The sequence below is a fragment of the Pseudomonas sp. SWI36 genome (genome assembly GCF_002948105.1).
GTDB lineage: Bacteria > Pseudomonadota > Gammaproteobacteria > Pseudomonadales > Pseudomonadaceae > Aquipseudomonas > Aquipseudomonas alloputida.
The window spans coordinates 3,992,388-4,010,326 of sequence record NZ_CP026675.1; the positions used below are offsets into that span (position 1 = coordinate 3,992,388).

Sequence of the window (17,939 nt, forward strand, 5' to 3'; positions counted from 1 at the left end):
CGCCCGCTCCCACAAGGGATCTGCAGCGTCAGTCAGATGGCGGCAAACCGCTCATCCAGGTAAGCGATGATTGCCTTGGACTCATACATCCAGGTCACCTTGCCGGCTTCTTCAATGCGCAGGCATGGCACTTTCACCCGGCCGCCACCTTCTTGCAGGGCCTGGCGGTGCACCGGGTCGTTCTTGGCGTCGCGCAGCGCCACCGGCACGTTCAACCTGTGCAGGGTGCGGCGGGTTTTGACGCAGAACGGGCAGGCGTGGAACTGGTACAGCGCCAGCCCCTTGGCCGCTTGCTCGATGCGGGCCTGGGCGGCGGCGTCGCGTTTGCGCTTGGCCGGGCGGCTGATCCAGTCACCGAAGACGATGAGCTGGCCGAGGCCAACCCGCAGGGCTTTGACGATCATGGGCAACTCCTGAAATGCAAAAGCCGACCTTGAAGGGTCGGCTCGGGGTCAGCAACCAATCACTTGATCAGGCTGAGGAACTCGCTACGGGTGGCGGCGTTGTCGCGGAACTCACCCAGCATCACCGAGGTGATCATGGTCGAATTCTGCTTCTCGACACCGCGCATCATCATGCACATGTGCTTGGCTTCGACCACCACGGCTACACCCGCGGCACCGGTTACCTGCTGCACGGCTTCGGCGATCTGGCGGCTGAGGTTTTCCTGGATCTGCAGGCGGCGGGCGTACATGTCGACGATACGTGCCACCTTGGACAGGCCCAGTACCTTGCCCTTCGGCAGGTAGGCAACGTGTGCCTTGCCAATGAACGGCAGCATGTGGTGTTCGCACATCGAATACAGCTCGATGTCCCGGACCAGCACCATTTCGCTGTTGTCAGAGCTGAACAAAGCGTTGTTGGTGACTTCTTCCAGTGTTTGCTCATAACCGCGGCAAAGGTACTTCATCGCCTTTGCAGCCCGCTTGGGCGTGTCGAGCAGGCCCTCACGGGAGACGTCCTCGCCAATCTGGCTGAGGATCTCGGTGTAGTTCTGTTCCAGGGACATGGATCTACCTGTGGGAAAAAATCGCAAAAACGAAGGGTACGGCGGTGAGGGCGGCGCTGCAAGCGCGGCGTTACTCGTCGCGGCCTTCGAGCATGGTTCGCTTCAGCATCACATACACCGCGCCGGTGCCGCCGTGGCGGGCACTGCACGAGGCAAAACCGAGCACTTGCGGGTGCTGGCGTAGCCAGGTGTTGACGTGGCTTTTGATCATCGGGCGCTTGCCGTCCAGGCGCGCGGCCTTGCCGTGGGTCACCCGCACGCAGCGCACCTCCAGTCTGGTGGCTTCGGCGATGAAGTCCCACAAGGTTTCGCGGGCCTTTTCCACCGTCATGCCGTGCAGGTCGAGGCTGCCCTCGAACGGAATCTGCCCCAGCTTCAGCTTGCGCAGCTGGCCTTCCTGCACGCCATCGCGGCGCCACATCAGCTCGTCTTCGGCGCCTACGTCGATGACGAACTGGTCGGACATGCCATCGATGACCAAAGCCTTGTCACTGCGCACGGTCGCCGCCTGGCGCAGGCCGGCCAGCTTCTGGCGGTCGGCCTTGGGCTTGCCGACGTCGGCACGGTCGTGGCGGATCGGCTTTACGCCGCGCACTTCGGCCTTGAACAGGGAAAAATCGTCGTCTTGCATGATGCCTCCACGTAGGCGGCGTAGTTTACGCGACTGTGGGGCCGTGTGCAGCCTGTGCGGGCCTCTTCGCGGGTGAACCCGCTCCTACGGGGATTGCACATGGCTTCAGGCCGATGCGATCGGGGTGGGCCTTGTGTCGCGAAAGGGGTGCGCAGCGCCCCCGAGGATTTCAGCTTCACTGCATGAGTTGCCGGGGCAGCCTGTGCGGGCCTCTTCGCGGGTGAACCCGCTCCTACCGGGATGTCACAGAGCCTGAAGGCGGCGGGGTACCTGTAGGAGCGGGTTTACCCGCGAAGAGGCCCGCACAGGTTACGCAAAACCATCAATCGTGCTTCTTCATCAGGTGCGGCGACAGGTTAAGCTCCCGCCCGCGGCGCAAGCGGATACGGCTGCGCCGCCAGAAGCGCACACCCAGCCATAGCAATACCAGGCCCGCCACGGTCAGGGTGCCGGACAACGGTTTGTTGGCATTCAATTCCTGCAGGGCAGGGTAGTTGCCCAGCAGCCCGGCGACGCCGGCCATGGCCAGCAATACGCCCAGCGTCGCCAGCAGGGCCGACAGGCCGGCCGCCAGGCGGGCGCCCCAGTTACGCGGTTCGCGCGGGCGCAGGCGCTTGGCGTCGAAACTGCCTTTAAGCTTCATTCCGCTCTCCTCGGTGGATATCCGGAATTCGACCTGCTGCTGCCCATCGGGTTCCGCCCGGCTGCCGGGCGGTCCTGCAAGCCGCTCAGATCAGGCTGGCGGTGGGGGCCACGCAAGCGAAGTTGTCAGCCATCACGGCCATTTCGCACTGGTGAATCTGCGCGGCCGGAATGACGCCGTCCTTGAATGCCAGGTCGCGGGTGGCCGACGCGTCTTCTACCAGGGTGCACCGATAACCATAGTCCTTGGCGCGGCGAACGGTGGTGCTGACGCTGGAATGGCTCATGAAACCACAGACGATCAGGTCTAGGTGGCCCAGCTCCTGCAATGTTTCGTGCAGCTTGGTGTTCTTGAACGCATTGGGCATGCGCTTTTCGATGACGATTTCACCTTCCAGCGGCTCCAGCCCCGGAATGAACTGGCCAGCCGGCCCTTGGGGATCGAAACGGCCACCAACAGTGCCCAGGTGGCGAACATGGATGATCGGACGGCCGCTTTTACGGGCGGCGTCGAGCAACCTGGCGATGTTGGCCACGGCCTCGTCCATGCCCGACAGCTTCAGGGGACCACTGAGGTACTCCTTTTGTGCATCGATGATGATCAGGCTGGCGTGGCTCAGCTTGGCCGGCGGATAGTCGCGGCCAGTGAGGCGAAACATCGTGGTTGGAACGGACATCAAGGGCTCCTTGGATAGGGCTTTTGTATACCTATTCTCCCCTGCCTTGGCGCCAATGGGAATGGTTGACAACGCAAGCGGCGTGGTTACTGGCCTGTGGCTAGCCTTTGGGCAACGCAAAGGAACAAATGTGCGGGTGGGGCTGTTAGACTTTTGTCCGGTCTGAAAATAGGAGTACCCCGTGATCACATCCCGTCTGCGCACGCTGCGCGACTACATCCGCTGGGCGGTCAGCCGCTTCCACGAGCATGATCTGTTCTTCGGTCACGGTGCCGACAACGCCTGGGACGAAGCCCGCCTGCTGGTGCTGGGTGCGGTGCACCTGCCATGGGAGGTGGCCGACAGCTACCTGGACTGCATGCTCGAGGACGATGAGCGGGTACGCCTTCAGCACCTGCTCAAACGCCGTATCGAAGAACGTGTACCGGCCGCCTACCTACTGGGCGAGGCCTGGTTCTGCGGCATGTCGTTTATCGTCGACGAGCGGGTGCTGGTACCGCGTTCGCCCATTGGTGAGCTGATCGAAAAACGTTTCGAGCCGTGGCTGGCCAGCGAGCCGGCGCGCATTCTGGACCTGTGCACGGGGTCGGGTTGCATCGGCATCGTCGCCGCCGACGTGTTCCCCGAGGCCGAGGTGGTGTTGGCCGACCTGTCGTTCCAGGCCCTTGAAGTGGCCAACCAGAACATCGAGCGCCATGGCCTGGACGGGCGCGTGTACACTGTGCAGGGCGATGGCTTTGGCGGTTTGCCGGGGCAGCGTTTCGACCTGATCCTGTCCAACCCGCCGTATGTCGATGCCGAAGACTTCGACGACATGCCGGCCGAGTACCACCATGAGCCCGAGCTGGGCCTGGCCTGCGGCAGCGACGGCCTGGACCTGGTACGGCGGATGCTGGCCGAAGCGGCTGACCACCTGACCGAGAAGGGATTGCTGATTGTCGAAGTGGGCAACAGCCAGGTGCATGTCGAGGCGTTGTACCCCGAGGTGGACTTTGCCTGGCTGGAATTCGAGCGTGGCGGGCATGGGGTGTTCATGCTCACCGCTGAGCAGTGCCGCCAGCATCAGGAATTGTTCAAGGCCCGCGTTTAGGCTGTTTGGGGCTGCTATGCAGCCCATCGCGACACAAGCGTTATCCGTGTGGGTTTACCCGCGAAGAATACACCGCGGTGGATGGCACGGGCTTCGCCCGTGTTCGCGGGCAAGCCCGCTCCCACACGAATCGTGCCAACTTTTAGAAATTGAGCAAGACACAAGCGGCCTTGTGTCGCGAAGCGGCCCCAATCTCCACCGGCTGATGCGGTCTTAGCGAGTTGCAATCCAGATCAACAGCCCTGCCTGGAACACGGCAAACGCCACCAGGCAGGTAATGGTGAAACGCAATCCGCCGTCTTCGCGCTGGTATTTGGCCACGCGCTCATCCCGCTCGCGCAGTTGCCCTTCCTTTTCCTGCAGTTGCTGGTCAGCCTGCTGCAGCAGGTTGGCGGCATCCAGAATCTCCACCCGCTGCAGGCGCTCGCTGCTCCAGGCGGCCTTCAGCTGGCCCACTGTCATATCCGCGATACGGCCCTTCAGGTGCTGGCTGTCCTCGTACTGCACCTCGATACCCACCCCGCGCAAGCACTGGTCACGGCGCAGGCGTGAGTCCTCGTTCAGGGCGTCCTTGCTCGGCAGCGCCATGCCTTCCACCCGGTAGTGCGACCACTTGCGCTGCAACCACTGAGCGGCCTGGGCCAGCATGAAACGGCCGATGCCACGGTTCACCGGTTCCAGTTGCAGGCCATGTTCATTGCCAATGCGCACCAGGCGCTCGGCATGGTCGACGCGGATGTCCAGGCGGTTCTGCTCTTTGTGCACTTTCTGCCCAGGCAACTGGATTTCCATGCGCAGCAGGCTGTGTGCCTTGTCATGGCGCTCGGCATAGCCGAACTGCACAAAACGCAGCGGCCGCGCGCCGGTGCTGCGGTCGGTAGGCAGTGCTGCCAGGCGTAGCAGCTGGAAATGTTCGGCGGTCAGCTCGGCCCAGGGCAGGGCGGGGATTTCCTGGGGTTCTTCGGCCGGCTCGACGGCGGTGGGGGAGGTGGTCATCAGGGCTTGTCCTCAGCTATGCCTGCTGTATCGGCAGGCATGGCTGAGACCTGAGCCTGTTTGACTTACGCCGAAGGCAAATGCTGGATGAACGTCACAATTCGCTCGCCCAGCTCACGCGCCAGCGGCAGCTCGGGGTTGAGGTAGCTGTCGCGCTGCTGGCTCATGCCCTTGGGGCTGATGCGCAGCATGTGGTTCATGCCATCGATCAGGACCAGTTGTGCATCTGGCTTGGCCGCTTTCAGCCGTTGGGCGTCGGCCACGTCCACCTGCACGTCGTTGCGCCCCTGCACGATCAGCGCGGGCATGGGCAGGCGGGCAAAGGCGGCTGCCGGGTTTTGCTGGAACAGCGAAATCAGGTACGGCTGCACGCTGGGGCGAAACACCTGGCGCAACGGCGCTGGCACATCCAGGCTGGTCTGCCCGGCCTGCAGGCGGTCGAGCAGGGCACTGCCACCGGCCAGTTGCGCGGGCGGCAGGCGCTGGGCCAGTTGTTCGTGCAGTACCTCGGCCAGCGGCCGGCCGCTGCCGGCCAGGGTGATGACTGCGCTGGCGCCAGCCTGCTCGGCGGCCAGGCTGGCAATCAGTGCGCCTTCGCTGTGGCCAATCAGGATCAGCGGGCCGAAGCGCGGGTCGGCTTTGAGCTTGTGGCTCCAGGCGACCACATCGGCCACGTAGCGCTCCACGCTGAGGTCACGCTCGTCAGGCGTGGCCGGCTGGCTGGCGGCCACCCCGCGTTTGTCGTAACGCACGCTGGCAATGTGTTCGTTGGCCAGCAGCAGGGCCAGGCGCTTCAGGTTGTCGACCCGGCCCGACGCCGGGTTGTTGCCGTCGCGGTCGGTGGGACCGGAGCCGGCGATGATCAGCACCACTGGCGGCGGGGTGGCCTGTTGCGGCAGCAGCAGGCTGCCGTGCAGCACGCCCTGGCCGGTGTCCAGGTCGATCGGGCGTTGCAGTACAGTGGGGGCGGCGGCCTGGGCCAGGCCGGTGCACAGCAGGAAGAGCAAGGCGACGAGGCGCGACATCATGCGGTACTACATGGGGAGATGTGGGTTTGACCCACTGTTGGCGGGAAGGTTCTGGGAAGCGAATGGCAGGTTTGGCCCTTTCGCGGGCACGCCCGCTCCCACAGGTATTTCACAGCATTTGGATCTGTGGTGATCCTGTGGGAGCGGGCATGCCCGCGAAGAGGCCCGCACAGGCGATCAAACCATCTGTATACTGCTGCTTTCGTCCATTTCAGGCAGAACTCGCGGAGCGTCCATGTCCGGCAATACCTACGGCAAGCTGTTCACTGTCACCACCGCTGGCGAGAGCCATGGCCCGGCGTTGGTCGCCATTGTCGATGGATGCCCACCGGGCCTGGAAATTTCCCTCGCCGACCTGCAGCACGACCTTGACCGGCGCAAGCCCGGCACCAGCCGGCACACCACCCAGCGCCAGGAAGCCGACGAGGTGGAAATCCTTTCCGGCGTGTTCGAAGGCCGCACCACCGGTTGCTCGATCGGCCTGCTGATCCGCAACACCGATCAGAAGTCCAAGGACTACTCGGCCATCAAGGACCTGTTCCGCCCGGCCCACGCCGACTACACCTACCACCACAAGTACGGTATCCGCGACTACCGCGGTGGTGGCCGCAGCTCGGCCCGTGAAACCGCCATGCGCGTGGCCGCCGGTGCTATCGCCAAGAAGTTCCTGGCCACCCAGGGCATCACCGTGCGTGGCTACATGAGCCAGCTGGGCCCGATCGAAATCCCGTTCAAGACCTGGGAGTCGGTGGAGCAGAACGCCTTCTTCAGCCCCGATCCGGACAAAGTACCTGAGCTGGAGGCCTACATGGACCAGCTGCGCCGAGACCAGGATTCGGTGGGCGCCAAGATCACCGTGGTCGCAGAAGGCGTGATGCCCGGGCTGGGCGAGCCGATCTTCGACCGCCTGGATGCAGAGCTGGCCCATGCGCTGATGAGCATCAACGCGGTCAAGGGCGTGGAAATCGGCGCCGGTTTCGCCAGTGTGGCCCAGCGCGGCACCGAGCACCGGGACGAGCTGACCCCGGAAGGCTTCCTCAGCAACAACGCGGGCGGCATTCTGGGCGGTATTTCCTCGGGCCAGCCGATCGTTGCCCACCTGGCACTGAAGCCCACTTCCAGCATCACCACCCCGGGCCGCTCGATCGATGTCGATGGCAACCCGGTGGACGTCATCACCAAGGGCCGCCACGACCCGTGCGTGGGCATCCGTGCCACGCCGATTGCCGAGGCGATGATGGCCATCGCGTTGATGGACCACCTGCTGCGCCACCGTGCGCAGAATGCCGATGTGCAAGTGAATACCCCGGTGCTGGGCCAGCGCTGATCCAACTGCACCGGCCTCTTCGCGGGTAAACCCGCTCCTACATTGGGATATCACTGCCCTCAGGTGCAGTGACAGGGTGAAATCCGCGTAGGAGCGGGTTCACCCGCGAAGAGGCCGGCCCAGGTCCCCACAAGGCCACCCCATGCAACCCATCCCCTACTGGCGCCTGTCCAGCTTCTACCTGTTCTACTTCGCCCTGCTGGGCTCCACCGCACCGTTCCTGGCGCTGTACTTCGACCACCTGGGCTTTTCCCCGGCGCGCATCGGCGAGCTGGTGGCCATCCCCATGCTGATGCGCTGCGTGGCCCCCAACCTGTGGGGCTGGCTGGGCGATCGCACGGGCCAGCGCCTGTTGATCGTCCGCCTTGGCGCGCTGTGCACCCTGGCCACCTTCGCCCTGATCTTCTTCGGCAAAAGCTACGTCTGGCTGGCGCTGGTGATGGCCCTGCATGCGTTTTTCTGGCATGCGGTGCTGCCGCAGTTCGAGGTCATCACCCTGGCCCACCTGCATGGGCAGACGTCGCGCTACAGCCAGGTACGTCTGTGGGGTTCGATCGGTTTCATCCTCACCGTGGTTGGCCTGGGCCGCTTGTTCGAATGGTTGAGCCTGGACATCTACCCGGTGGCGCTGGTCACGATCATGGCCGGCATCGTCGCCGCCAGCCTGTGGGTGCCCAATGCCCAGCCGGTGGAGCAGGGCGGGCGCAGCGGCACGGGGGGCTTCCTGCAGCAGTTGCGTGCCCCGGGGGTGATCGCGTTCTACGTGTGCGTGGCCCTGATGCAGCTCAGCCACGGGCCGTACTACACCTTCCTTACCCTGCACCTGGAGCACTTGGGCTACACGCGCGGTGCCATCGGCCTTCTATGGGCGCTTGGGGTGGTGGCCGAGGTGCTGATGTTCATGGTCATGAGCCGCCTGTTCGCTCGTTTCAGCGTGCAGCGCGTGTTGTTGGTCAGCTTCCTGCTGGCGGCATTGCGCTGGCTGCTGCTGGGTAACCTGGCCCACGAGCCGGCAGTACTGATCTTCGCCCAGCTGCTGCACGCGGCCACCTTCGGCTGCTTCCATGCCGCCAGCATCGCTTTCGTCCAGGCCAGCTTCGGCGCCCGCCAGCAGGGCCAGGGCCAGGCGCTTTACGCAGCGCTGTCGGGGACCGGCGGTGCGCTGGGGGCGCTGTACTCAGGCTACAGCTGGAAGCTGCTGGGCCCCACCTTCACCTTTGGTATGGCCAGTGCCGCAGCCTTGGCCGCAGCCGTTATCATTGCCCTTTGTTCGCAACCGACCAGGACCCGCCCCTGATGAGCATTCTCAGCGTTTTCCACCCCGCCAGCCCGGCACTGCCGAACAAGGTGCTGACTCACCACGACGACATCGCCGCTACGTTGGCCGAGCAGGGCGTGCGCTTTGTGCATGCCGAACCTGGCCTGCGGGTGCGCCCGGGCACGGCCCAGGACGAGGTGCTGGAGGTTTGCCGCGCGTATCTGGATGAGTTGATGACGGCGCATGGCAGCAAGGCCTTCGCGCTGCTCAACCGTGACGGTGAAGACCCGGCACAGGTCGACGTGCGTGATGAACATGTGCATGATACCGACGAGCTGTTTGCCGTGGTCAGCGGGCGGGCGCAGGTTGGCCTGCGGCTGGGGGACTGGGTGTATTCAGTGCTGTGCGAGAAGGGTGACCAGCTGCTGGTGCCGGCCGGGACGCGGCGTTGGGTTGAGTTGGGTGATACACCGTTTTGCCTGGCGTTGCGCTTGTATGGCAGCGAGCAGGGCATGCAGGCGCGGTTTACCGGGGATGTAACGGCACGGGCGTTTCTGGGGATCGACGAGTTGTAATGGCATTGCCGGCCTCTTCGCGGGTGAACCCGCTCCTACATTGACTGCGCGATGCCAAGGGCGGCGCAACCGTCGGTCGTAGGAGCGGGTTTACCCGCGAAGAGGCCAGGTCAGGCGACACAAATCTCAACGATAGGTCGGCAGTGCAAACCGCTGCTGGCTTTGCAGCATCGAGATCACCGGCAATTCACTGGCCTCTTCAGCCAGGTCACGACGGATGGCACTGATCGCCCAGGACAGCTGCTCGGCACTGTGCAGTTGCCCATAGGTCAGCACCCGGCGGGTAACCTTGCCATCCGCTGCGCGCAGGGTAAGCAGTACACCGCCATCGGGCCGGGCTTTGGTATTCACCTGATAGGCCGAAAATACCGATGCGAACTTTTGCTGGATGAGGTCCATATCAACTCCTGGCTGTTGTGTGGCAGACATGAGTTGATGGTTGCAGTGACCGTGCCAGAATCCTGTTTAGCGAAAAACCTAGTAAATACAGGCGGTTACGGGGGATTTGCAGAAGCGGCATCGTGCAGGCTGCACGGTCGTGCATTTTGCACAGTGCATTTTGCACGGGTCAGGGTTTGCCTATCGGCTTCATAGAATCTGAACCTTTGACCGCAATGGCATGCCTGACGAACACTTGGGCCATCAATTATGCCAGGAGGTTCCCTATGTCCAGCCAAGCCGCACCCGCCACCATGACCGATGACGAAACCGCTGTGTTCGCCGAGCAGGTGTTCGAACGTGCCCGCCAGGGCGACGCCGACATGCTCGGGCGCCTGCTTGCCAGCGGCCTGCCGGCCAACCTGCGTAACCACAAGGGCGATACCCTGCTGATGCTGGCCAGCTACCACGGCCACCACGAGGCGGTGCGCGTGCTGCTGGCGCAAGGTGCCGATCCGCTGATTGCCAACGACAATGGCCAGCTGCCGATTGCCGGTGCCGCATTCAAAGGGGACCTGGCGATGATTCGCCTGCTGGTGGAGCATGGCGTGCCGGTGGATGCCGCCGCGCAGGACGGTCGCACCGCGCTGATGTTGGCGGCCATGTTCAACCGCAGCGAAATCCTCGACTACCTGCTGGCACAAGGGGCCAACCCGGCGCACCAGGATGCCCGCGGTATCACCGCCCTGATGGCGGCGCAAACCATGGGCGCAGCAGACACCGCCGCGCGCCTGCAAGTGCTGGCCGGCTAACCGCCTGGGGGCATTTGCGGCTATCCTTGGCGACTTTTCACCCGTCGCAGGCCCCCTTTCATGAAAACTCAGTTGCTCGAATTCATCAGCCTCATTGGCGCCGGCTGCATGCGTGAGGCAGACATCGAGCGTATCGCCGACGAGGCCGCCCAGGCCTACGCCGACCCTGTCGCCTTCCTGGCCGCCAACCCCGACATCAACTACGACGACACTTTCCCGATTCCCCTGGGCGAATGGGTGGTGCTGGGCAGCCTGCCGGATACCGTGGTGTTCCAGGCCGACAGCTATCAGGAGCTGTTCCAGCAGATCAGTGATTCGTTCGACAACAGCGTGCCGTTTACCCTCAAGCCCAAGCAACTGGCCCGTACCGAGCCACTGACTGCGCTCAACCGTATCCAGGTGCAGATGGGCGCGCTGAACAAGGAGGCGGGTGGTTATGTGCTGCTCAACTTCAGCCAGTTGCTGGATGACGAGCTGCAGATGGTCATGGTGGGGCAGCAGGACCTGGCGCGGGTAATGGAGTTGGGAGCAGAGCTGGGCATCAAGGTCGAGCCGGCGCTGGAGGCTTTGAAAGTCGCCGTCCACATCTGATACCAGTGATTGCTTGTTCGCGGGCATGCCCGCTCCCTCAGGTACTCCAGCGCATCAGGCCCTGTGATAACCCTGTGGGAGCGGGCGAGCCCGCGAAGAGGCCGGCTCACGAAACATCAATCTTCAGCCCAGCGCAGTGTCGAGAAACATCATCACCGCAAACCCGCCCATCAACCCCAGGGTCGCCGCTGTCTGGTGCCCGTTGCGGTGGGTTTCGGGGATCACCTCGTGGCTGACCACAAAGATCATCGCCCCTGCCGCCAGCCCCATGCTGATCGGGTAGGCGAGGGCAAAGCCGGTAGAAATCCCCAGCCCGATCACCGCCCCTAGCGGCTCCATCAGGCCCGACCCTATCGCCACCAACGCGGCCTTCAGGTTGGAAAGCCCTGTGGCGCGCAAGGCCAGTGCCACGGCCAGCCCCTCGGGGATGTCCTGGATGGCGATGGCACTGGTCAGCGGCAGGCCGATGTTCATGTCGCCATTGGCAAAGCTCACGCCAATCGCCATGCCTTCAGGCAGGTTGTGCAGGGTAATCGCCAGCACAAACAGCCACACCCGGCTGATGCGCTCGGCTTCGGGCCCGCACGGGCCGGTGCTTTCGTGTTCATGCGGGGTGAAGCGGTCCAGGCCCAGCATCAGCAGCACACCCAGGCCCATGCCCAGCACCACGGTAAACGCGGCGGCCGGGCCGTTGCCCGTGATCTCGCGGGCAGCCTCCAGGCCCGGCAGAATCAGCGAAAACGAACTGGCTGCCAGCATCATGCCGGCAGCAAAGCCCAGCATCACATCCTGGGTGCGTGCATTGACATCGCGCAGCACCACCGCCAGCACGGCGCCCAGTGCGGTGGCGCCAAAGCCCGACAACCCGCCCAGCATGGCCAGGTGCAGGTTTTCGGCATGGTCGCCGTTCACCGCGTTCCAGAGGCTGGCGGCCAGCAGCACGCACACCGCCAGCAGGCTCAGCCCCAGGCCGGCACTGAGCCAAGGGGTATCGATGGCCTGTTGGCGCCAGGCCTGCAGCAGTGAAGGTGGGGCGGCGCTTTGGCTATGGGTAGGTGGCATACGAACCTCGAATCAGTGAATGCAATCAGTCTACCGAGGGACCTGCGACATCCGCCAAGGATTCCCTTCTATTGGCGCGATAGCTGACTATGCTGTGCAGCAAAGCCTCTGGACAGGAATTCAGACATGGGATCTACCTTTAACAGCCTGGTCGGGCTGATCATTCTGGCGCTGGATATCTGGGCCATTCTCAACGTGATCAAGAGTGGCAGCGAGGTGGGCATCAAGGTGTTGTGGATCTTGTTGATCGCCTTGCTGCCGGTGGTGGGGCTGGTGATCTGGGCGATTGCCGGGCCGCGGGGGAATGTGCGGCTCTAAGCGCGGTACTGACATAGCCAGTAATAGGGCCGTGACAAAATTTTCACATTGGTTTAAACAGAATCCGCACCCGCATAATGCTGCGTTGGCCTAGCGCCATCGCCTCTTCGCAAACCGCAATCCTAGGACCTTCCCATTCATGGCTAACACGGACGCCTTGAAGCAACAGGGCGCGCGAACGTCATTTTCGCCGACCTTGAAATCCCACCTGGCCTACACGCTGCTCAGTGGCCTGGTGATCATGCTGATGCTCAGCCTCGTGCGCCTGGCGCTGCTGGCCTACAACAACGACATGGTCGGCGATACCCCTTATTCGACGGTCGCCGAAGGCTTCCTCAACGGCTTGCGCTTCGACCTGCGGGTGGTGGTTTACATCAGTATTCCGCTGCTGCTGGCCATCCTCAGCCCCTGGGCCATGGCCCGGCGTGGCGTGTTCCGTTTCTGGCTGACCCTCGCTTCGAGCGTGGTGATGTTCCTCGGCCTGATGGAAATGGACTTCTACCGCGAGTTCCACCAGCGCCTCAACGGCCTGGTTTTCCAATACATCAAGGAAGACCCGAAAACCGTCATGAGCATGCTCTGGTACGGTTTCCCGGTGGTCCGCTACCTGCTGGCCTGGGCCTTCGGGACCTGGCTGCTGAGCCTGCTGTTCAAAGGTATCGATCGCGCCACCCGTGCCGAAGGCCTGTACCGCGTTGCCCCGTGGTACAAGCGCCTGGCGGTATTCATGGTGATCTTGCTGGTGGCCGTGGTCGCTGCCCGTGGCACCCTGCGCCAGGGCCCGCCGATGCGCTGGGGTGATGCCTTCACCACGGACTCCAACTTCGTCAACCAGCTGGGCCTGAACGGCACCCTGACCCTGATCGACGCTGCCAAGAGCCGTTTTGGCGAGGACCGTGCCAACATCTGGAAGCCAGTCCTGCAGCAGGACGTGGCCACGCAAAGTGTGCGTGAGCAACTGCTGACCGCCCACGACACGCTGGTCGACGCCGACGAAGCCGCTATCCGCCGCGACTTTGTGCCGCCGGCTGACCGTACCCTGCCGATCAAGAACGTGGTGGTGATCCTGATGGAAAGCTTCGCCGGCCACTCGGTAGGCGCGCTTGGCAGCCCCAACAACATCACCCCGTACTTCGACAAGCTGGCCAAAGAAGGCCTGCTGTTCGACCGCTTCTTCTCCAACGGCACCCATACCCACCAGGGCATGTTCGCCACCATGGCCTGCTTCCCCAACCTGCCAGGTTTCGAATACCTGATGCAGACCCCGGAAGGCGGCCATAAGCTGTCGGGCCTGCCGGCCCTGCTCAGCGCCCGTGACTACGACGACGTGTACGTCTACAACGGCGACTTTGCCTGGGACAACCAGTCCGGGTTCTTCGGCAACCAGGGGATGACCACCTTCATCGGCCGTAATGACTTCGTCAACCCGGTGTTCTCCGACCCGACCTGGGGGGTTTCCGACCAGGACATGTTCGACCGGGGCAACGAAGAGCTGGCCAAGCACGATGGCAAGAAGCCGATCTACGCGCTGCTTCAGACGCTGTCCAACCACACGCCGTATGCCCTGCCGAAGGACTTGCCGGTTGAGAAGGTTACCGGCCAGGGCCGTCTGGACGAGCACCTGACCGCCATGCGTTATTCGGACTGGGCGCTGGGCCAGTTCTTCGAGAAGGCGCGTAAGGAGCCTTACTTCAAGGAAACCCTGTTCGTCATCGTCGGTGACCATGGCTTTGGCAACCACCAGCAGGTTACCGAGCTGGACCTGGGCCGCTTCAACGTACCGCTGCTGCTGATTGCCCCGGGCATTCAGGAGAAGTTCGGTGCGGTGAACCACACCGTGGGTACCCAGGTCGACATCGTGCCGACCATCATGGGCCGCCTGGGTGGCAAGGCTCGCCACCAGTGCTGGGGGCGTGACCTGCTCAACCTGCCCGAGGGTGACCAGGGCGTGGGCATGATCAAGCCGTCGGGCAGCGAGCAGATTGTCGGGCTGGTGCAGGGTGACCGTATCCTGATCGAGTCCAAGGACATGAGCCCGCGGATGTACCGCTACCAGTTGGGCAGCGAGTTCAAGGCCGAACTGATCGAAAGCCCGGACCAGCCGGAAATGCTCAAGAAGCTGGAAGCGTATATCCAGACGGCGACCAAGAGCCTGCTGGATAACACCGCTGGCGTGGTGCACGGCACACCGAAGTAAACCGGGGCCGCGTTGCGGCCCATTCGCGGGCTTGCCCGCTCCCACAGGCATTGCACAGGGTTCGAACCTTGTGCTGGCCCTGTGGGAGCGGGCAAGCCCGCGAATGGGCCCCGCACATTTTTCCCGGACTGAACATTATCCCTGCCCCAAGGTCAGTTATTCAGGCATCACACACCTGGTGTTCGTTGACTGAGAGGGTCCGTTCAATGAAAGAGTGGGAAGTCATTTTTGCCGACCAGAAGGGCGAACCGTCCGCATTGCTGTTGCATGCCGAGCATTGCCCCAGCGAGGAAGACGCTGCACGGGCCATCCGCTCACACCTGTTTCCGGTGATGGACGAGCTGGACCTCAACGACTTTCAGGACCGTATCATCTCCCCGACCGCACGCTGGCTCAAAGAGCATAGTGGTGTGACTATCACCAGTATTCACGAAGTACCCTGAACCACACGTTTGCGTGGTGCCTTGGCAGGCACTACGCTGGAGAAGGGCCTGCCTGTTCTGCGGGTTGGCGCCGCTTCAATTCGCGTCTTGCATCAGCTCGAACTGCCCGGCCTTTGCCGGCAGGTGCGTAGTGCACGGAAAGTCTATCCATTGCTTTATTCAGGAGGACGATTCATGAGCAGCCAGAACGACGATATCAGCAGCAACGTCCTGCGTCAGATGAAGGCAGGCGGTTTCGACTTCACCCAGATCCACCCCATCGAGTTCTATGCCGTATTCCCAGACGAAGCAGGGGCCCGTCGTGCAGCCGGGCAGTTTCGCGGGGAATCGCTCAATGCCCAGGTGAAGGAGCTGGGCGACGGTGCCTGGCACCTGGAACTGAGCAAGGTCATGTACGCCACCCATGGCGGGATTGGCGACTTTGAAGAGGCCTTCGAGCAGTTGGTGACACCGTATGGGGGTGAGGTGGAAGGGTGGGGCGTCAAGCACGAGCGGCTCACGGCCTGACAGTTTTGTGTTGGCCCGTTCGCGGGTTAACCCGCGCCTACACATTGATGGATGGTGGACACCACCTGCCGTTGTAGGAGCGGGTTCACCCGCGAATACGGTGGCGGCAGCAACGGTGAACGACCAGGGATATTGGCCAGCAGGCCCGGCCCTTTCGCGGGTGAACCCGCTCCTACGACGGTCTGTGTCCGACCCCAGGTGTGTGTCCAACCCCCGGTGTGCGTCCACCACCGTGTAGGAGCGGGTTTACCCGCGAAGAGGCCCTCAAGGCTTACGCGTTGCCATGTGCCCCAAATAGGCCAACAGCGCATCCAGTTCCTGTTCACTCAACACACTTTCGGCAAACCCCGGCATCTTCGCCTGCGGCCACCGCCGCAGGCCTTGCGGGTCGCGTATCAACTTGCGTAAATAAACCGGCTGAAAATACTCGGTCGGGTTATACGGCACATTCAAGTCCGGCCCCACCTGCCCATCCCCCGCACCGTTCAACCGGTGGCACACCAGGCAATTCTGCTGGAACAGGGCAAAGCCCTGACGCACCGGGCTGTCGGCCGGCAGCTTCGGGTCGGGTAGCAGTGCAGGAAACCGCTGGTCCACCGGGGTCAGCTTGCGAAGGGTGGCAATCTGGAATGGCCACTGTTCAGGGCGGATGCCGCTGGCCTGCGGCGCAGTCCACACCAGGTAGAACGGCCCGGCACTTGGCTTGCCTTGACCCAGTGGCGGCCACGGCTTGCCTGGGTCTTCCACGGCCAGCCAGGCCCGTGCTGGCCCTGGCTGCAGCAATGCCGCAGCGGGCATTTCGGCGGCAAAGCCATCCAGCGCCACGGCCTGCAGGTGATCGCGGGCGCTCACGCCTTCCAGCAGCGTGGCCAGCGGCACCGCCCGATAGTGCATGGGGCGTTTGTAGGATACGTCCTGCTCGATACTGATGTCCTGGGCCTCAGGGTGGCCAAGCAGTTCGGCGCTGCTCCACTGGCGCGGTGTCGCGCCCAGTTCAAGGTGCAGTTGCGCCGCCGACAATGGCAGGCTCAGGAGCAACGCTAGCAGGGCAAGGCAGTGGCGCATAGGCAATCTCCGACCATCAAGGCCAGCAGGTTACCTGTGCGTTGCCCGTTGGCGCCACCGCTGCCGTCAGCCAAACAAACGTGTCAGGTTCGGCAAGATCAATAGCAACGTGGTGGCAAATAAAATGAGCCCGGCTTGGCGAATTTTCGATTGTCTGAACATGGCGGACCGCCTTCTTGTTGTTATTCCTGAATACCCGTTGGCTTCCTTGTCGTCGCGCTTCGGGTCGATCGCAGTGGCGTTGCATGGCGCCGGACTGCTTGCCTCTTGAAAGTGGATATACCTTCAACAGTAGGGTGTGCGTTATCCATATTTGAGAACCCTTTGTTCTAACCGTGCACTAAAACCATTCCTCTGGCTATGAGGCCAAGTGCTATCTAGCTGGCACGCTCTATCTAGACAGTGGCGCAACTACCCGGCACGCGCCGACGAAATGTGACCGTTCGTCAGTGCAGCCTACTTGCTTGTACGTGCCTTTCGCGGCAGTCTCTACAGCAGATTCCCACCCATGTCGTTCAGGACTACCCCTATGTCGTTACGCATCTGCATCCTTGAAACCGATGTCCTGCGACCGGAGTTGACGGCGCAATATCAGGGCTACGGCAGGATGTTCGAGCAGCTCTTCTCGCGTCAGCCGATTGCCGCCGAATTTTGTGTGTACAACGTGATGCACGGCGACTATCCCGCCGACAGTGAAAAGTTCGATGCCTACCTTGTGACGGGCAGCAAGGCCGATTCGTTCGGTACCGACCCGTGGATCCAGACGCTAAAGGCCTACCTGCTCAAGCTGTACGAGCGCGGTGAAAAGCTGCTGGGCGTGTGTTTTGGCCACCAGTTGCTGGCCTTGACCCTGGGTGGCAAGGCCGAGCGGGCTGAGCAAGGCTGGGGCGTGGGTATTCATCGCTACTCGTTGGCGGCGCATGCGCCGTGGATGGACCCGGAGGTGTCGGAACTGACCTTGCTGATCAGTCACCAGGACCAGGTGACCGAACTGCCGGAAGGCGCTACGGTGATCGCCTCCAGCGATTTCTGCCCGAATGCCGCGTATCACATTCGCGACCAGGTGCTGTGCTTCCAGGGACACCCGGAATTCGTGCATGACTACTCCCGCGCACTGCTCGATGCGCGCCAGGAATACCTGGGTGACGAGGTGTACCACAAGGCCGTCGCCAGCCTGGCCACCGAGCACCAGGGTGATTTGGTAGGGGAGTGGATGTTGCGCTTTATCCAGCAGCCGTCAAAGGCCGGCGACAGCGCCGCGTAATCGGTGGCAACCCTTCGCGGGCACGCCCGCTCCCACAGGTGATGCACAATTTCCAGCATTGTGTGCGAC

The 17,939-nt window shown here is 62.9% G+C and carries 21 protein-coding genes; 11 read left to right on the top strand and 10 right to left on the bottom strand.

Annotated elements, in window-relative coordinates; all coding sequences use genetic code 11:
- Positions 1 to 32: 32 nt before the first annotated feature.
- From C4Q27_RS19080 to C4Q27_RS19100, 5 genes are all read right to left on the bottom strand, one after another.
- Positions 33 to 404: a glutaredoxin gene (locus C4Q27_RS19080; RefSeq protein WP_010952857.1), complete on the bottom strand. Its 372-nt coding sequence runs from the start codon at positions 402 to 404 to the stop codon at positions 33 to 35.
- 59 nt (positions 405 to 463) lie between these two features.
- Positions 464 to 1,009, bottom strand: a complete 546-nt coding sequence (gene folE / locus C4Q27_RS19085; RefSeq protein WP_003252789.1) for a GTP cyclohydrolase I FolE — start codon at positions 1,007 to 1,009, stop codon at positions 464 to 466.
- A gap of 70 nt (positions 1,010 to 1,079) precedes the next feature.
- On the bottom strand, positions 1,080 to 1,640 hold the full coding sequence (locus tag C4Q27_RS19090) for a Smr/MutS family protein (protein ID WP_104887198.1): 561 nt from the start codon (positions 1,638 to 1,640) through the stop codon (positions 1,080 to 1,082).
- Between the two features lie 322 nt (positions 1,641 to 1,962).
- Complete coding sequence (locus tag C4Q27_RS19095) at positions 1,963 to 2,283, bottom strand: hypothetical protein (RefSeq protein WP_020190529.1); 321 nt, start codon at positions 2,281 to 2,283, stop codon at positions 1,963 to 1,965.
- Between the two features lie 85 nt (positions 2,284 to 2,368).
- A complete protein-coding gene (locus tag C4Q27_RS19100; protein WP_003252796.1) occupies positions 2,369 to 2,959 on the bottom strand; it encodes a cysteine hydrolase family protein in 591 nt (196 codons plus the stop codon).
- 181 nt (positions 2,960 to 3,140) lie between these two features.
- On the opposite strand from C4Q27_RS19100, the gene prmB reads away from it, so the two are divergent.
- A complete protein-coding gene (gene prmB / locus C4Q27_RS19105) occupies positions 3,141 to 4,049 on the top strand; it encodes a 50S ribosomal protein L3 N(5)-glutamine methyltransferase (protein ID WP_020190530.1) in 909 nt (302 codons plus the stop codon).
- Positions 4,050 to 4,262: 213 nt separating this feature from the next.
- Here prmB and C4Q27_RS19110 read toward each other — a convergent pair whose 3' ends face one another.
- Together C4Q27_RS19110 and C4Q27_RS19115 are read right to left on the bottom strand one after the other, a co-directional pair.
- The gene (locus tag C4Q27_RS19110) at positions 4,263 to 5,045 is read right to left on the bottom strand and encodes a hypothetical protein (protein ID WP_020193726.1); all 783 of its coding nucleotides are present in this window, start codon (positions 5,043 to 5,045) and stop codon (positions 4,263 to 4,265) included.
- 65 nt (positions 5,046 to 5,110) lie between these two features.
- The gene (locus tag C4Q27_RS19115; protein WP_064492980.1) at positions 5,111 to 6,073 is read right to left on the bottom strand and encodes an alpha/beta hydrolase; all 963 of its coding nucleotides are present in this window, start codon (positions 6,071 to 6,073) and stop codon (positions 5,111 to 5,113) included.
- A 235-nt stretch (positions 6,074 to 6,308) separates the two neighbouring features.
- Between C4Q27_RS19115 and aroC the strand changes: the two genes are divergently transcribed.
- The 3 genes from aroC to C4Q27_RS19130 all read left to right on the top strand — a co-directional run bounded on the left by aroC (position 6,309) and on the right by C4Q27_RS19130 (position 9,233).
- The gene (gene aroC / locus C4Q27_RS19120) at positions 6,309 to 7,400 is read left to right on the top strand and encodes a chorismate synthase (RefSeq protein WP_003252803.1); all 1,092 of its coding nucleotides are present in this window, start codon (positions 6,309 to 6,311) and stop codon (positions 7,398 to 7,400) included.
- Between the two features lie 142 nt (positions 7,401 to 7,542).
- A complete protein-coding gene (locus C4Q27_RS19125) occupies positions 7,543 to 8,697 on the top strand; it encodes an MFS transporter (protein WP_104887199.1) in 1,155 nt (384 codons plus the stop codon).
- Positions 8,697 to 9,233, top strand: a complete 537-nt coding sequence (locus tag C4Q27_RS19130) for an oxidase (protein ID WP_104887200.1) — start codon at positions 8,697 to 8,699, stop codon at positions 9,231 to 9,233. Before C4Q27_RS19125 ends, C4Q27_RS19130 begins: the two co-directional genes overlap by 1 nt.
- 126 nt (positions 9,234 to 9,359) lie before the next feature.
- Here C4Q27_RS19130 and C4Q27_RS19135 read toward each other — a convergent pair whose 3' ends face one another.
- Positions 9,360 to 9,632: a DUF3509 domain-containing protein gene (locus C4Q27_RS19135; RefSeq protein ID WP_003252809.1), complete on the bottom strand. Its 273-nt coding sequence runs from the start codon at positions 9,630 to 9,632 to the stop codon at positions 9,360 to 9,362.
- Between the two features lie 266 nt (positions 9,633 to 9,898).
- Here C4Q27_RS19135 and C4Q27_RS19145 point away from each other — a divergent pair, with 266 nt between their 5' ends.
- Both C4Q27_RS19145 and C4Q27_RS19150 read left to right on the top strand, forming a co-directional pair.
- A complete protein-coding gene (locus C4Q27_RS19145) occupies positions 9,899 to 10,423 on the top strand; it encodes an ankyrin repeat domain-containing protein (protein ID WP_104887871.1) in 525 nt (174 codons plus the stop codon).
- A 60-nt stretch (positions 10,424 to 10,483) separates the two neighbouring features.
- On the top strand, positions 10,484 to 11,014 hold the full coding sequence (locus C4Q27_RS19150; RefSeq protein WP_020192208.1) for a hypothetical protein: 531 nt from the start codon (positions 10,484 to 10,486) through the stop codon (positions 11,012 to 11,014).
- 123 nt (positions 11,015 to 11,137) lie between these two features.
- On the opposite strand, the gene C4Q27_RS19155 is transcribed toward C4Q27_RS19150, so the two are convergent.
- Positions 11,138 to 12,076, bottom strand: coding sequence for a ZIP family metal transporter (locus C4Q27_RS19155; RefSeq protein WP_064492977.1), 939 nt, complete (start codon positions 12,074 to 12,076; stop codon positions 11,138 to 11,140).
- A 126-nt stretch (positions 12,077 to 12,202) separates the two neighbouring features.
- Here C4Q27_RS19155 and C4Q27_RS19160 point away from each other — a divergent pair, with 126 nt between their 5' ends.
- The 4 genes from C4Q27_RS19160 to C4Q27_RS19175 all read left to right on the top strand — a co-directional run bounded on the left by C4Q27_RS19160 (position 12,203) and on the right by C4Q27_RS19175 (position 15,541).
- Positions 12,203 to 12,394, top strand: a complete 192-nt coding sequence (locus C4Q27_RS19160; protein WP_003252818.1) for a PLDc N-terminal domain-containing protein — start codon at positions 12,203 to 12,205, stop codon at positions 12,392 to 12,394.
- 139 nt (positions 12,395 to 12,533) lie between these two features.
- Positions 12,534 to 14,591 carry an LTA synthase family protein gene (locus C4Q27_RS19165; protein ID WP_104887202.1) on the top strand — a complete coding sequence of 686 codons (2,058 nt, stop codon included), beginning with the start codon at positions 12,534 to 12,536 and terminating at the stop codon, positions 14,589 to 14,591.
- 206 nt (positions 14,592 to 14,797) lie between these two features.
- Positions 14,798 to 15,034 (top strand): hypothetical protein, encoded by a 237-nt coding sequence (locus tag C4Q27_RS19170; protein WP_020192211.1) that lies wholly within the window; start codon positions 14,798 to 14,800, stop codon positions 15,032 to 15,034.
- A gap of 174 nt (positions 15,035 to 15,208) precedes the next feature.
- Complete coding sequence (locus tag C4Q27_RS19175) at positions 15,209 to 15,541, top strand: ribonuclease E inhibitor RraB (RefSeq protein WP_003252824.1); 333 nt, start codon at positions 15,209 to 15,211, stop codon at positions 15,539 to 15,541.
- Between the two features lie 264 nt (positions 15,542 to 15,805).
- On the opposite strand, the gene C4Q27_RS19180 is transcribed toward C4Q27_RS19175, so the two are convergent.
- Complete coding sequence (locus C4Q27_RS19180; protein WP_104887203.1) at positions 15,806 to 16,606, bottom strand: cytochrome c; 801 nt, start codon at positions 16,604 to 16,606, stop codon at positions 15,806 to 15,808.
- A 529-nt stretch (positions 16,607 to 17,135) separates the two neighbouring features.
- On the opposite strand from C4Q27_RS19180, the gene C4Q27_RS19185 reads away from it, so the two are divergent.
- Positions 17,136 to 17,870, top strand: a complete 735-nt coding sequence (locus tag C4Q27_RS19185; RefSeq protein WP_010952873.1) for an amidotransferase — start codon at positions 17,136 to 17,138, stop codon at positions 17,868 to 17,870.
- The last annotated feature ends 69 nt before the right edge of the window (positions 17,871 to 17,939 follow it).